Below are 12875 nucleotides of genomic sequence, written 5' to 3'. Positions count from 1 at the left end.
GGGCGGCGGTCCGCTCGGCGCGCGATCGTGAAACGATGGGGTCCGTGACCGTACCGAACACACCTCCGGATCCCACCCGCGCCGACGTGCCCGCGGTGCCGGACGCCGACCCGTTCGCGCCGCCGCAGCTCCAGGACGCCGCCGGGCTGCCGCCGCTCCCGGAGGGGATCGGGGACGTCCGCGCCACCGAGGGCTCGACGGTGGACCGGCTGATGACGGAACTGCGGATCGGTGCGGTGACGGTCGTCGTGTGCGCGGTCCTCGGGCTCGCCATGGCCGGGCTGTGGGCCTGGCTGGCGCCCAAGGTGCCGCTGGTCGTCGACGGGGACCGGATCCTGTACGCGGACCCCGAGGGCGAGCAGCGGGCCGGGGCCGACGCGGTGTTCGTGCTCGTCGGGCTCGGCATGGGGATCGTGACGGCGCTCGGGGCCTTCCTCGTCACGCGCCGCCGCGGCGGGGGCATCTCGGTCGCGGTGGGACTGGCCGTCGGCGGGTTGCTCGGCTCGCTCGGCGCCTGGTGGCTCGGGCGGTCGTTCGGGCCCGGACACGACCTGATCGGGGAGGCCCGGCGGGTCGGCAACGGGGGACGGTTCTCCGCGGACATCGACCTCGGGGCGCACGGCGCCCTGCTGGCGTGGCCGATGGCGGCGATGGTGCTGCTGCTCCTGCTGTCGGCGGCGTTCGGCAAGCGCGAGGAGGACCCACCGCCGTACTGGGCGGGGCCGTACGGGCAGCCTCCGCTGGAGGGGCCGGTCGGGCGGGACGGGGACGTGGCGCAGACCGGGGAGCAGACCGTGGAGCAGGGCGGGGAGCAGGGCGGGCCCGAGGATCGGCGGCCGGGGCTCGGCTAGGGGCCTTCCGCTGCGCGCAGGTCCCCGCGCCGCTGTTCCGGCATCGACCGGCGCGTATCCGAGTAGCGTCAGCGGGCGATCGGGGCCGTTGTGGCCTTGGTCAGGGTGATCAGGTCGGTGGGGGCCAGTTCCACTTCCAGGCCCCTGCGGCCCGCCGACACGTAGATCGTCGGGTGTGTCATCGCGCCCTCGTCGACGACCGTCCGCAGGGGCCGGCGCTGACCCAGGGGGGAGATGCCCCCGCGCACGTAGCCGCTGCTGCGTTCGGCGGCGGCCGGGTCGGCCATGGCGGCGCGCTTGCCGCCGACGGCCGCGGCCAGGGCCTTGAGGTCGAGCTGGCCGGCGACCGGGACCACGCCGACGGTGAGGACGCCGTCCACGTCGGCGACGAGGGTCTTGAAGACCCGTTCGGCGGGGACGCCCATGGCCTCGGCGGCCTCGCCGCCGTAGGAGGCGGCAGCCGGGTCGTGCTCGTAGGAGTGCACGGTGAACGGGACGGCGGCGGTCTCCAGGGCGACGGTGGCCGGGGTGCCCTGGCCGCCCTTCTTCGGCTTCTTGGCCACGGGGCCTCCTGAGGTCACACGGTGGTCGGCACGGGGGTCAGTTGGGGCTGAACGACTGGCGGGTCAGGTCCACCGCGGGCAGTGACGGGAGCCAGCTCAGCACGGCCGTCTCGCGGCGCAGCAGGTCCAGTTCGGTGCGCAGCCGCTGGGCGGTGTCGGGGCAGGCCAGCAGCTGCTGCTTGACCGGCGTCTCGAACACCGAGGCGGCGGCGACGAGGTAGGAGAGGACCTGCGGGTCGTCGGGGAGCTCCTGGCGGCCGACGGTGCTCGCCTCGCGGGCACCGGCCAGCCGCTTCTGGTAGGCGCGGAACGCCCGCTCGACCTCGGCGGCGAGGGCGCCGGAGCCCTCGCCCGGGCGCTCCTCGATCGGCTCGATCTCACCGGTCAGGTACATACCGGAGGCGTCGACGTCACGCAGCAGGAACCGGGTGGTGCCGGTGACCAGGAGCTCGTAGCGGCCGTCGGGCTGGTCCTGCACGGAGGCGACGTCGGCGACGCAGCCGATGTGGTGGATGGCCTCCAGGGCGTCCCCGGTGAACGTGCCGAGGCCGTCCAGCGGGCCGGCCGGGCCGTCGTCGGGGCGGACCGGGGCGACCTCGCGGCCGTCCTTGATCGCGAGGACGCCGAAGCGGCGCGGCTCGTCCTCCGGCTGTTCGAGCAGGTCGGCGACGAGACGGCGGTAGCGCTCCTCGAAGACGTTCAGGGGCAGCACGAGGCCCGGGTAGAGCACGGTGTTCAGCGGGAAGAGCGGCAGCCGTTCTGTCACGGCCGACAGCGTAGTTCCCCGGACCCGGCCCTTGTCGCGGGGTTAATCCGGCTCACCCGCGCTGGAGCATCCGCGTGGCGCCCGCGACGACGGTGGAGGCGAGCAGCCAGCCGACCACGACGAGACCGGCGGAGACCCACTGGGCGAGGCCGCCGGGGTTCCACGCGCCCTGGTTGAGGTCGACGATCGGCAGGAGTTGGTTGAGCGTGTAGAGCACCGGGTTCCAGTGCGGCTTCTCGTCGGCCTTCAGCGGGTCGAGCGGGTGGGCGGCGAAGAACACGCTGCCGAGGGCCCAGGCGAGGAGCAGCCACAGGGCGGCGCGGCCGGGGCGGAAGCCGTAGCCGACGCTGACGTCCTGGACCGTGCCCCAGATCCGGGCGGGCAGCGGGAGCGTCTCGCGGCGGCGCCGCTGCTTGGCGTAGAGCACCTCGCGGGCGTCGTCGTCGGCGCCGTCTCGGCGCATGGCGGCGGCGAGCTGCTCGTAGGACTCGGGCTGGAAGTCGACGGTGGAGCCCTCCAGCCAGGCGATGCGCTGCTGGACGGTGAACGGCGCGACCGGGCGCAGCACCTCGTAGGTGAAGCCGGTGAGGCCGAGGTGCTTGCCGAGCGGCCAGGCGTCCGGGGTGTCGACGAGGTTGCCGACGCGGGCGCGGGAGAGCGAGACCGGGCCGGTGGGCCGCATGCGGCAGGTGAAGCGCAGCTCGGGGGTGTGGATGCGGCGCAGCGAGAGCTCGTCGTCGTCCTCCAGGTGGAACTCGCCGGAGATCAGGCAGGCACCGTCGAAGCGGGCGTCGGACAGCCGCACCTGGCCGTACGCGCGGAACGGGGTGCTGGCGGCGCCGGCCGGCGGCGTCTGGCCGTAGCCGGAGCCGTAGTAGCCGCGGGAGCCGAACCAGCCGCCGTCGGCGGAGCTGGTGAGGTAGCAGGTGTGGCCGACGGTGATCCGGACGGCGTTGAGGCAGATCCCGTTGTCGGGGACGGCGTGGAGCTGGGCGCCGCGCAGGGAGAGCCGGCCGCCGATGCGGGCGGTGCGCAGGCTGAGTTCGCCGTGGACCTCGACCCGGTCGGCCTCGAAGTCCTGGTGGACGGTCAGGCCGTCGGCGGACAGGGCGCGCCCGTAGCGGTCGGAGCCGAGACGGGTCACGTTGAGCAGGAGGTCGGTGCCGATCTTGGCGTCGGTGAGCCGGACGCCCTCCGGTATGCGGCAGCGCGCGAGGTGGAGGTCGCCGGTGGTGGCCAGCCGGGAGGCCTCCAGGCGGGGTATCAGGCAGTCGACCATCCGGACGGTGCTGGCCTCGGCCTCGGACATCAGGACCTTGTGCTCGAAGCGGCAGCCGTACAGCTCGACGTACTGGTTGATCCGGCCGCCGGCGAGGTTGAGCGCGCCGGTGACGTTGACGCCGTTCATGCGCAGGGAGGAGACCCGGCCCGGGGCGGCGGTGGGGCCGGCCAGCAGCAGGCGGGCCAGGACCTCGGCGCGGACGGTGCGCTCGCAGCCCCATTCGGCGTCACCGAAAGGGTCGTCCTCGGCCGATTCGTGGGCGCGGCCGTCGAAGACGTCCCCCTGGCGGAAGGCCTCCCAGAGCGCCTTTTCGGTGTCCGTCCAGTCCGTCGGCGCGCGTTCCACCATGGTTTCCCCCGTCCCCCGGTCGTCTCGCCTTTCGTATCACGGAGTGAAATGCGGGACCAGTGGTTTCGGCCACTCCTTACACTGGTTGGCGTGATCTCTCGAATCGACCTCCGCGGCTCGCTGGACGACCCGCGTGACCTGCTGCCCCGTGCCGAGTTCGACGTGGCGGCCGCCCTGGAGAAGGTGCGGCCGATCGCGGAGGACGTGCACCATCGCGGGGTCGCGGCGCTGATCGAGATCACCGAGCGCTTCGACGGCGTGCGGCTGGAGTCGACCAGGGTCCCGGCCGAGCAGCTCACCGAGGCCCTGGAGACGCTGGACCCGAAGGTGCGCGCCGCGCTGGAGGAGTCGATCCGCCGCGCCCGGACCGTGCACGCGGACCAGCGCCGCACCGGGCACACCACGCAGGTGGTGCCGGGCGGCACCGTCACCCAGCGGTGGGTGCCGGTGGACCGGGTCGGGCTGTACGTGCCGGGCGGGCTGGCGGTCTACCCGTCGTCCGTCGTGATGAACGTCGTGCCGGCCCAGGAGGCGGGCGTCCAGGGCATCGCCGTCACCTCGCCCCCGCAGAAGGAGTTCGGGGGCCGCGTGCACCCGACGATCCTGGCGGCCTGCGCGCTGCTCGGCGTGGACGAGGTGTACTCCGTCGGCGGCGCCCAGGCGGTCGCGATGTTCGCCCTCGGCACCGAGGAGTGCGAGCCGGTGACCATGGTCACCGGACCGGGCAACATCTACGTCGCCGCCGCCAAGCGCTACTTCGCCGGCCGGATCGGCATCGACTCCGAGGCCGGCCCGACCGAGATCGCCGTCCTCGCCGACGACAGCGCGCTGCCCTCCGACGTCGCCGCCGACCTGATCAGCCAGGCCGAGCACGGCCCGACCTCCGGCTCGGTGCTGGTCACCGACTCGCCGGCGCTGGCCGACGCGGTCGAGGCCGAGCTGGCCGTGCAGGTCGCGCGGACCAAGCACGGCGAGCGCGTCGCCGAGGCGCTCGGCGGGCGCCAGTCCGGCATCATCCTGGTCGACGACCTGGAGCAGGGCCTGACCGTCGTCAACGCCTACGCGGCCGAACACCTGGAGATCCAGACCCGGGACGCGCACGCGGTGGCCGCGAAGGTCCGCAACGCGGGCGCGATCTTCATCGGCCGCTGGACTCCCGTCTCGCTGGGCGACTACGCGGCCGGCTCCAACCACGTCCTGCCCACCGGCGGCTGCGCCTGCCACTCGTCCGGCCTGTCGGTGCAGACCTTCCTGCGCGGCGTCCAGGTCGTCGAGTACGACCGGGACGCGCTCGCGGACATCGCCGCGCACGTCGTGAACCTGGCGGACGCCGAGGACCTGCCCGGTCACGGTGACGCCGTCAAGGCTCGGTTCGATTGGACGGTTCCCGGCTCGTGACACGCATCGACGACCTCCCCATCCGGGACGAGCTGCGGGGCCAGTCCCCGTACGGCGCACCGCAGTTGGACGTGCCCGTCCAGCTCAACACCAACGAGAACCCGTACCGGCTGCCGGACGAGCTGGTCGCCCGGATCGCCGAGCGGGTCGCCGAGGCCGCCCGCACCCTCAACCGCTACCCCGACCGCGACGCCGTCGAGCTGCGCGAGGGGCTCGCGGCCTACCTGACCCGCACCACCGGCTTCCCGGTGGCGCGCGAGCAGGTGTGGGCCGCCAACGGCTCCAACGAGGTGCTCCAGCAGCTCCTCCAGACCTTCGGCGGTCCCGGCCGCCGCGCGCTCGGCTTCGAGCCGTCCTACTCGATGCACGCCCTCATCTCGCGGGGCACCGGCACCGAGTGGATCTCCGGCCCGCGCAACGACGACTTCACCATCGACGTGGACGCGGCCGTCGCCGCCATCGCCGAGCACGCGCCCGACGTGGTGTTCGTCTGCTCCCCGAACAACCCCACGGGCACCGCGGTGGCCGCCGACGTCGTGCTGCGCCTGTACGAGGCCGCCCAGGCCGCCCGGCCCAGCCTGGTCGTCGTCGACGAGGCCTACGTCGAGTTCTCGCACCGCGCCTCGCTGCTGCCGCTCATCGAGGGCCGCCCCAACCTGGTGGTCAGCCGCACCATGTCCAAGGCCTTCGGCGCGGCCGGCCTGCGCCTGGGCTACCTCGCCGCCGACGCGGCCGTGGTGGACGCCGTCCAGCTGGTCCGCCTGCCCTACCACCTGTCGGCCGTCACCCAGGCCACCGCGCTGGCCTGCCTGGAGCACACCGACACCCTCCTCGGGTACGTCGGCCGGCTCAAGGAGGAGCGCGACCGCCTGGTGGACTCGCTGCGCGGGCTCGGCCTGGAGGTGACCGACTCGGACGCCAACTTCGTCCAGTTCGGCCGCTTCGCCGACAGCCACGCCGTCTGGCAGGCCATCCTCGACCAGGGCGTCCTGGTCCGCGACAACGGCGTCCCGGGGTGGCTGCGCGTCACCGCCGGCACACCGACCGAGAACGACGCCTTCCTGGACGCCGTTCGCACCGCCCTCCCTCCCTCCGTGCCCGCCATCGGGCAGGAGGGGCCCACGCCCGCCCCCACCCTTGATCCAGCGCGCTCCGCGCGCGCTGCCAGTCAGGAGCTGTAACCCCGTATGTCCCGCATCGGACGCGTTGAGCGCACCACCAAGGAGACCTCGGTCCTGGTCGAGATCGACCTCGACGGCACCGGGAGGACCGACATCTCCACGGGCGTCGGGTTCTACGACCACATGCTCGACCAGCTCGGCCGCCACGGTCTGTTCGACCTCACCGTCAAGACCGACGGCGACCTGCACATCGACACCCACCACACCATCGAGGACACCGCCCTCGCGCTCGGCGCCGCCTTCAAGCAGGCGCTCGGCGACAAGGTCGGCATCTACCGCTTCGGCAACTGCACGGTGCCGCTGGACGAGTCGCTCGCCCAGGTCACCGTCGACCTCTCCGGCCGCCCCTACCTGGTGCACACCGAGCCGGAGCAGATGGCGCCGATGATCGGCAGCTACGACACCACGATGACCCGGCACATCCTGGAGTCCTTCGTGGCCCAGGCGCAGATAGCCCTCCACGTCCACGTGCCGTACGGTCGCAACGCGCACCACATCGTCGAGTGCCAGTTCAAGGCGCTCGCACGGGCCCTGCGCTACGCCTCCGAGCGCGACCCGCGCGCGGCCGGCATCCTCCCCTCGACCAAGGGTGCACTGTGAGCAAGACCGCCGTGGCTCTCCTCTTCGTCGGCCTCTTCCTGGCCGGCGGGGTGATCTCGTTCTGGAAGCAGAAGCTGCCGAAGGGCGTCATCCTGGTGCTCGCGATCGGCTCCGTCATGTGCCTGGCCGCCGGCGCCATGCGCCTGTAGTGCGCGTGTGCGCAGAGAGACTGGACACCTGAACATGGGCAAGAACGTCGTCGTCCTCGACTACGGATCGGGCAACCTGCGCTCCGCGCAGCGGGCCCTGGAGCGCACCGGCGCCACCGTCACCGTGACCTCCGACTTCGACGCCGCGATGGCCGCGGACGGCCTGCTCGTCCCCGGTGTCGGCGCCTTCGAGGCCTGCATGCGCGGCCTCAAGTCGGTGCGCGGCGAGTGGATCATCGGCCGCCGGCTCGCCGGGGGCCGCCCGGTCATGGGCATCTGCGTCGGCATGCAGATCCTCTTCGAGAAGGGGGTCGAGCACGGCGTGGAGACGGCCGGCTGCGACGAGTGGCCGGGCACCGTCGAGCCGCTGGACGCCCCGGTCGTCCCGCACATGGGCTGGAACACCGTCGACGTGCCCGAGGGCAGCCGGATGTTCGCCGGCCTGGACCCGGAGACCCGCTTCTACTTCGTGCACTCCTACGGCGTGCGGCACTGGGAGCTGGAGACGCACAGCGCGCGGATCAACGCGCCGCTCGTCACCTGGGCCACCCACGGGCAGCCGTTCGTCGCGGCCGTCGAGAACGGGCCGCTGTGGGCCACCCAGTTCCACCCCGAGAAGTCCGGCGACGCCGGCGCCGCCCTGCTGACCAACTGGGTCAACACCCTCTGAACCCTCTGAACCCCCTGAAGATCTGAGAGCCGTTACTGATGAGCCTTGAGCTGCTGCCCGCCGTCGACGTCCGCGACGGCCAGGCCGTCCGCCTGGTCAAGGGCGCCTCCGGCACCGAGACCTCATTCGGCGAGCCGCTCGCCGCCGCCCTCGCCTGGCAGAACGCCGGCGCCGAGTGGCTGCACCTGGTCGACCTCGACGCCGCCTTCGGCACCGGTTCCAACTACGAGCTGCTGCGCGAGGTCACCGGCCAGCTGGACATCAAGGTCGAGCTGTCCGGCGGCATCCGCGACGACGAGTCGCTGGCCCGCGCCCTCGCCACCGGTTGCACTCGCGTCAACCTCGGCACCGCCGCCCTGGAGGCCCCCGAGTGGGTCGCCAAGGCCATCGCCGAGCACGGCGACAAGATCGCCGTCGGCCTCGACGTCGTCGGCACCACCCTGCGCGGCCGCGGCTGGACCCGCGACGGCGGGCAGCTCTTCGACGTCCTGGACCGGCTGAACAAGGAGGGCTGCGCCCGCTACGTCGTCACCGACGTCAACCGCGACGGCACCCTCACCGGCCCCAACCTCCAGCTGCTGAGCGACGTCTGCGCCGCCACCGACCGCCCGGTCGTCGCCTCCGGCGGCGTCTCCTCGCTGGACGACCTGCGCGCCATCGCCGGCCTCGTCGGCGAGGGTGTCGAGGGCGCCATCGTGGGCAAGGCACTGTACGAGCAGAAGTTCACCCTCGAAGAGGCCCTGGCGGCGGTTTCGGGCTGACGTCGGGCCGGCGCCGGCCCGACGCCGGGCCCGCGCCGCCGATGACGGAAGAGACGGTTACAGGATGACGGAACGTCGGATCGTACGCGGCCGGGTCGCCGGATTCTCCCCCTGGGAGGACGTGTTCGGCTACTCGCGGGCGGTCGTCGCGGGCGACCACGTGCACGTGGCCGGCTCCACCGCCTGGGTGGACGGCCGGATCGAGCACGAGGGCGACCCGTACGAGCAGACGCTCGCCGCGTTCGGCGTCGGGCTCGAGGCCCTGGCCGCGTACGGTCTGACGGCGGACGACGTCGTCCGCACCCGGATGTACATCACCCACGTCCGCGACGCCGAGGAGGTGGGCCGCGCCCACCGTCAACTCTTCGACGCCGCCCGCCCGGTGGCCACCATGGTGGTGGTCGAGGGCCTGATCGACTCCCGGATGATGGTCGAGGTCGAGATCGACGCGTACCGCACCGGGCTGGCAAAGACTCTGGAAGTCCCGGAAGTCCTGGAAACTGTGGAAACCGCGGAAGTCCCGGAAGCCTCGGAAGGCAATCAGTCGTGACCCTTGCAGTACGTGTCATTCCCTGCCTGGACGTCGATGCCGGGCGGGTGGTCAAGGGCGTCAACTTCCAGAACCTGCGCGACGCCGGCGACCCGGTCGAGATGGCCAAGCTCTACGACGCCGAGGGGGCCGACGAGCTGACCTTCCTCGACATCACCGCCTCCTCCGGCGACCGCGAGACCACCTACGACGTGGTCCGCCGCACCGCCGAGCAGGTGTTCATCCCGCTGACCGTCGGCGGCGGCATCCGCGCCGTCGAGGACGTGAACAAGCTGCTGCGGGCCGGCGCCGACAAGGTGGGCGTCAACACCGCGGCCATCGCCCGGCCGGAGCTCGTGCGGGAGATCGCCCGGCGGTTCGGGCGCCAGGTGCTGGTGCTGTCGGTCGACGCCCGGCGCTGCCCTCCCGGCACCGAGACCGAGTCGGGGTACGAGGTCACCACGCACGGCGGGCGCCGCGGCACCGGCCTCGACGCGGTCGAGTGGGCGGGCCGCGCGGCCGAGCTGGGCGCGGGCGAGATCCTGCTCAACTCGATGGACGCCGACGGCACCAAGGACGGCTACGACCTGGACATGATCCGGGCCGTGCGCAAGGCCGTCTCCGTGCCGGTGATCGCCTCCGGCGGCGCTGGCAAGCTCGCCGACTTCGCCCCGGCCGTCGAGGCGGGCGCGGACGCGGTGCTCGCGGCGAGCGTCTTCCACTTCGGGGACCTGCGGATCGGCGAGGTCAAGGGCGCGCTGCGGGAGGCCGGGCACCCGGTGCGGTGACGCCTCCGTCGTCCGGGTCAGGGCCCGCCCCCGTCCGTGGGTGGCGGGCCCCGACCCTGTTCGCTACTGCTGGGGCTCGCCCTTGATCAGCGCGAAGGGGGCGCCGTTCGGGTCCGCGAGCCAGGCGATCCGACCGACGTTCTCCACGTCCGCGGCGGGCATCAGCACCGTGCCGCCGGCCGCCGTCGCCTTCGCGATCAGCGCGTCCACGTCGTCGGCGGCGAAGTACGGCGTCCAGGCGGAGGGCTGGCTCTCGTCCATCACCGGGGCGATGCCGCCGAAGCTCGCCTCCTGCTGGTCGCCCTCGGCGGTGGAGACCACCCGGTAGGACATGCCCGGGGACGGCTCGAAGTTCTCCACGCGCCAGCCGAAGAGCGTCTTGTAGAAGGCGAACCCCGCGTCCTGGTCCGACGTGTGCAACTCGGACCAGCAGAGGGCCTTGTCCTCGGAGACGGCGTCCAGGCCGGTGGTGTTGCCGGCCTGCCACAGCGCGAAGCGGGCACCCTGCGGGTCGGCGATCTGCGCGAAGCGGCCCTCCTCCATGACGTCCATCGGCGGCACGAGCACCTGGCCGCCGGCCTGCTCGGCGGTCTTGACGGCGGCGTCCACGTCGGGGGTGAGGAAGTACGTCGTCCAGGTGGACCGGTCGCCCTCGTTGAGCGGGCCGACGGCGCCGACGGTCTTGCCGTTCAGCTGGAGGAACCCGTAACCGCCCGTCTCCGGGCCGGCCGACTGGAACGTCCAGCCGAAGACCTTGTTGTAGAAGGCGGCGGTGGCGGGGATGTCCGGAGCGCCGAGGTCGATCCAGCAGGGCGAGCCGGCGGGGAAGTCGGTGGTGAGCATGAGGTGGTGCCCCTTCGACGGAGAGCTGACCGGAACGGTTTCTGACGGACGCGCGCACGCCCCCTCCCCGGCCACCTGAGAGTCTGCACCGGGCCACTGACATCCGCAGCCGGGGCGACCGGGGCGGGCCGGGCCGGTCGCCCGAACGGGTGCCCTGAGCAGGTGGTTTCCCTGAAGCAATGCCAACCGCGTGCACCAGGAAGGCGCCACGGTCAACCGGCTCCTTTCTGGCGCGGGCCTCCTCGTCGGAGGAGGCCCGCGGCTTTTCAGGGCTCTCTAGCGTCCTGCTTCTCCTTGCCGGGGCAGGGGAAGCGCGTGCCTGAGGGCTTCGATGGCGTCGGTCGGGCCGTCCACGTCGAGGGTGGTGTGGGCTCCGCGGCCGTAGGTGAAGAGGATCAGGTCGGCGGGGGTGCCGGTGATGCGGACGGTGGGGGTGGCGGTGGGGCCGGCGGTGATGGTGCGGCCGTCGGGGTGGTGGAGTTCGAGGCGGACGGGAGAGCGGCGGCCGGCCTCGAAGCGGGCGAGGAGGGGCAGGCGCCGCCACAGGGCCTCTTCGCGGCCGGGCGGGACGGGGCGGGGGGTCCAGTCGTCGGCCGCCCGCAGGACGTCCTCGGCGTGCACGAAGTACTCGACGGTGTTGGCCGCTTCGTCCGCGCCGGGGAGGGCGAAGACGGAGAACACCGGCGGGCCGGAGCGGAAGAGGCGCACCAGTTCGTCGTACGGGCGCTCGGCGTAGGCCGACTGCACCCGGTGGGTCCAGCCCGCGAGGGCGCCGACGCGGATGCCGGGGGCCGCGTCCGCCCGGCGTTCGCGGATCACCAGGTGGGCGGCGAGGTCGCGGGTGGTCCACCCGGCGCAGAGGGTGGGGGCGTCGGGCCCGGCGGCGGCCAGGAGTTCGGCGAGGCGGTGACGCTCGGCGAGGGCGTGGTTCGACATGGCGCCACCTTAGAACGTGCCGGGCTCAGCGCAGGCGGCCGGCGAGCTTGGGGCCGCCCTGGCGGTTGCTGATGGTCAGGGCACAGGTGTAATCCCGCCAGCCCTGCTGGTAGTTGGCCATGGTCGGGCCGACCGGGCGGCCGTAGTAGGTGCGGTTGTCGCTCTGGCGGGCCTTGGCGGCGGCCTCGGGGGCCTTGCAGCCGTCGAGCATCGCGAGGTTGATCTTGAGGTCGCCGGTGAGGCCCTCGGGCAGTTTGAGGTCGGCGATCACCTCGCCGTCGTGGTCGCCGGTGCAGGGTCGCTCCTCGGAGCGGACGATCGCCGGGCTGAGCTGCGGGTGGTCGAAGCACGTGCCGACCGGGAAGAAGGCGTACGGCGGGGTGGGGGCCGGCGTGGGCGTGGGCGTCGGCGTCGGGGTGGGGGTCGGCGGCGGGGTGGCGGTGGGGGTGGGCGGGGGTGGAGCGGCGGTCGGCTTCCTGTCGTCGGGCCAGAGCATGGCGGTGGCCACCACCGCGAGCAGCACGACGAGGACGGCCGCGACGGTCAGGACCAGGCCGCGGGAGGGGCGGGGATCGGCGGCTGCGGGCGGCGGCTGCTCGGAGGTCATGGCCATGAGGATGGCCCAAGCCGGTGATCCGCGGCAGGTGGTTGGCCGAACTCGTCCCCCCTTTGGGTAGGCTCCCGGCGGCACGACACGATCCCGGGAGTGGGGAATGCGCGTCGGAATCACCGGCCACCAGGGCCTGTCGGGCGGCATCACGGAGATGCTGGTCCGCGGCGACCTCTGGCAGCTGGTCACCACGTTCGGCTCGTACGAGCTGGTCGGCGTCACCTGCGCCGACGAGGGACCGGACACGTGGTTCGCCCGGTCCGTCCTGGAGCACGGCGGCAAGCTGGAGATCATCGTCCCCGCGAGCGCGCCGGTCGTCGGGCGGTCCGGCGACCACCACCGGGCCGCCCGGCCGGCGCTGATGAACGAGGCGACCGCCGTCCACCGGCTCGCCTCGGCCGAGCGCGGGGGCCTCGGCGACGACACCGGGCGCGCGCTGGTCGGCATGATCGACGAGCTGATCGCCGTCTGGGACGGCGAGCCCGGCAGCGAGCCGGCCCGGGTGGCCGGGCTGGCGCAGGCGGCCGGGCTGTTCGTCCACCGGATCTGGCCGGCCGGCTGCGAGCGCCCCGCGTAGGTCGCCGCAGGTGGGACGGGCCC

Annotated in this window: 16 protein-coding genes; 10 read left to right on the top strand and 6 right to left on the bottom strand. The window is 73.1% G+C overall.

Translation table 11 applies throughout. From position 1 onward, the window contains the following. Positions 1-44 precede the first annotated feature (44 nt). Positions 45-851, top strand: a complete 807-nt coding sequence (locus PUR71_RS19535) for a hypothetical protein (protein WP_329928320.1) — start codon at positions 45-47, stop codon at positions 849-851. 68 nt (positions 852-919) lie between these two features. Here PUR71_RS19535 and ybaK read toward each other — a convergent pair whose 3' ends face one another. From ybaK to PUR71_RS19520, 3 genes are read right to left on the bottom strand one after another with little or no spacing between them, the layout of a single operon-like run. Next, a complete protein-coding gene (gene ybaK / locus PUR71_RS19530; protein WP_329928319.1) occupies positions 920-1414 on the bottom strand; it encodes a Cys-tRNA(Pro) deacylase in 495 nt (164 codons plus the stop codon). Between the two features lie 37 nt (positions 1415-1451). Continuing rightward, entirely contained in the window at positions 1452-2189 is a 738-nt protein-coding gene (locus PUR71_RS19525; RefSeq protein ID WP_443077495.1) for an LON peptidase substrate-binding domain-containing protein, read from the bottom strand. Between the two features lie 43 nt (positions 2190-2232). Further along, positions 2233-3810, bottom strand: coding sequence for an oxidoreductase (locus PUR71_RS19520; protein ID WP_329928317.1), 1578 nt, complete (start codon positions 3808-3810; stop codon positions 2233-2235). A 90-nt stretch (positions 3811-3900) separates the two neighbouring features. Here PUR71_RS19520 and hisD point away from each other — a divergent pair, with 90 nt between their 5' ends. The 8 genes from hisD (at position 3901) to hisF (ending at position 9886) form a co-directional block, all read left to right on the top strand. Next, on the top strand, positions 3901-5208 hold the full coding sequence (gene hisD, locus PUR71_RS19515; RefSeq protein WP_329928316.1) for a histidinol dehydrogenase: 1308 nt from the start codon (positions 3901-3903) through the stop codon (positions 5206-5208). Beyond that, a complete protein-coding gene (locus PUR71_RS19510; RefSeq protein WP_329928315.1) occupies positions 5205-6389 on the top strand; it encodes a histidinol-phosphate transaminase in 1185 nt (394 codons plus the stop codon). The genes hisD and PUR71_RS19510 overlap by 4 nt, the downstream gene beginning before the upstream one ends. Positions 6390-6395: 6 nt before the next feature. Next, complete coding sequence (gene hisB / locus PUR71_RS19505; protein WP_329928314.1) at positions 6396-6989, top strand: imidazoleglycerol-phosphate dehydratase HisB; 594 nt, start codon at positions 6396-6398, stop codon at positions 6987-6989. Beyond that, positions 6986-7138 (top strand): hypothetical protein, encoded by a 153-nt coding sequence (locus PUR71_RS19500; RefSeq protein ID WP_329928313.1) that lies wholly within the window; start codon positions 6986-6988, stop codon positions 7136-7138. The genes hisB and PUR71_RS19500 overlap by 4 nt, the downstream gene beginning before the upstream one ends. Positions 7139-7172: 34 nt before the next feature. After that, positions 7173-7808, top strand: coding sequence for an imidazole glycerol phosphate synthase subunit HisH (gene hisH / locus PUR71_RS19495; RefSeq protein ID WP_329928449.1), 636 nt, complete (start codon positions 7173-7175; stop codon positions 7806-7808). 35 nt (positions 7809-7843) lie between these two features. After that, positions 7844-8569 (top strand): bifunctional 1-(5-phosphoribosyl)-5-((5-phosphoribosylamino)methylideneamino)imidazole-4-carboxamide isomerase/phosphoribosylanthranilate isomerase PriA, encoded by a 726-nt coding sequence (gene priA, locus PUR71_RS19490; protein ID WP_329928448.1) that lies wholly within the window; start codon positions 7844-7846, stop codon positions 8567-8569. A gap of 64 nt (positions 8570-8633) precedes the next feature. Beyond that, positions 8634-9119, top strand: coding sequence for a RidA family protein (locus PUR71_RS19485; RefSeq protein WP_329928312.1), 486 nt, complete (start codon positions 8634-8636; stop codon positions 9117-9119). Further along, complete coding sequence (gene hisF, locus PUR71_RS19480; protein ID WP_329928311.1) at positions 9116-9886, top strand: imidazole glycerol phosphate synthase subunit HisF; 771 nt, start codon at positions 9116-9118, stop codon at positions 9884-9886. The genes PUR71_RS19485 and hisF overlap by 4 nt, the downstream gene beginning before the upstream one ends. Before the next feature lie 63 nt (positions 9887-9949). On the opposite strand, the gene PUR71_RS19475 is transcribed toward hisF, so the two are convergent. The 3 genes from PUR71_RS19475 to PUR71_RS19465 form a co-directional block, all read right to left on the bottom strand. Further along, entirely contained in the window at positions 9950-10729 is a 780-nt protein-coding gene (locus PUR71_RS19475) for a VOC family protein (RefSeq protein ID WP_329928310.1), read from the bottom strand. Positions 10730-11005: 276 nt separating this feature from the next. Continuing rightward, entirely contained in the window at positions 11006-11665 is a 660-nt protein-coding gene (locus PUR71_RS19470; RefSeq protein WP_329928309.1) for a TIGR03085 family metal-binding protein, read from the bottom strand. A 25-nt stretch (positions 11666-11690) separates the two neighbouring features. Further along, entirely contained in the window at positions 11691-12272 is a 582-nt protein-coding gene (locus PUR71_RS19465) for a hypothetical protein (protein WP_329928308.1), read from the bottom strand. 106 nt (positions 12273-12378) lie between these two features. Here PUR71_RS19465 and PUR71_RS19460 point away from each other — a divergent pair, with 106 nt between their 5' ends. Next, positions 12379-12852, top strand: a complete 474-nt coding sequence (locus PUR71_RS19460) for a hypothetical protein (protein ID WP_329928307.1) — start codon at positions 12379-12381, stop codon at positions 12850-12852. Positions 12853-12875: the final 23 nt, after the last annotated feature.

Source organism: Streptomyces sp. SP17BM10, from assembly GCF_036322405.1.
Lineage (GTDB): Bacteria > Actinomycetota > Actinomycetes > Streptomycetales > Streptomycetaceae > Kitasatospora.
This window is presented reverse-complemented; position numbering and strand designations above follow the sequence as displayed.

Excerpts from the sequence above, each read along its gene's own strand:
- PUR71_RS19520 (WP_329928317.1), bottom strand. The coding sequence starts at position 3,810 with ATGGTGGAACGCGCGCCGACGGACTGGACGGACACCGAAAAGGCGCTC.
- hisB (WP_329928314.1), top strand. The coding sequence starts at position 6,396 with ATGTCCCGCATCGGACGCGTTGAGCGCACCACCAAGGAGACCTCGGTC.
- hisH (WP_329928449.1), top strand. The coding sequence starts at position 7,173 with ATGGGCAAGAACGTCGTCGTCCTCGACTACGGATCGGGCAACCTGCGC.
- PUR71_RS19485 (WP_329928312.1), top strand. The coding sequence starts at position 8,634 with ATGACGGAACGTCGGATCGTACGCGGCCGGGTCGCCGGATTCTCCCCC.
- PUR71_RS19475 (WP_329928310.1), bottom strand. The coding sequence starts at position 10,729 with ATGCTCACCACCGACTTCCCCGCCGGCTCGCCCTGCTGGATCGACCTC.
- PUR71_RS19470 (WP_329928309.1), bottom strand. The coding sequence starts at position 11,665 with ATGTCGAACCACGCCCTCGCCGAGCGTCACCGCCTCGCCGAACTCCTG.
- PUR71_RS19465 (WP_329928308.1), bottom strand. The coding sequence starts at position 12,272 with ATGACCTCCGAGCAGCCGCCGCCCGCAGCCGCCGATCCCCGCCCCTCC.
- PUR71_RS19460 (WP_329928307.1), top strand. The coding sequence starts at position 12,379 with ATGCGCGTCGGAATCACCGGCCACCAGGGCCTGTCGGGCGGCATCACG.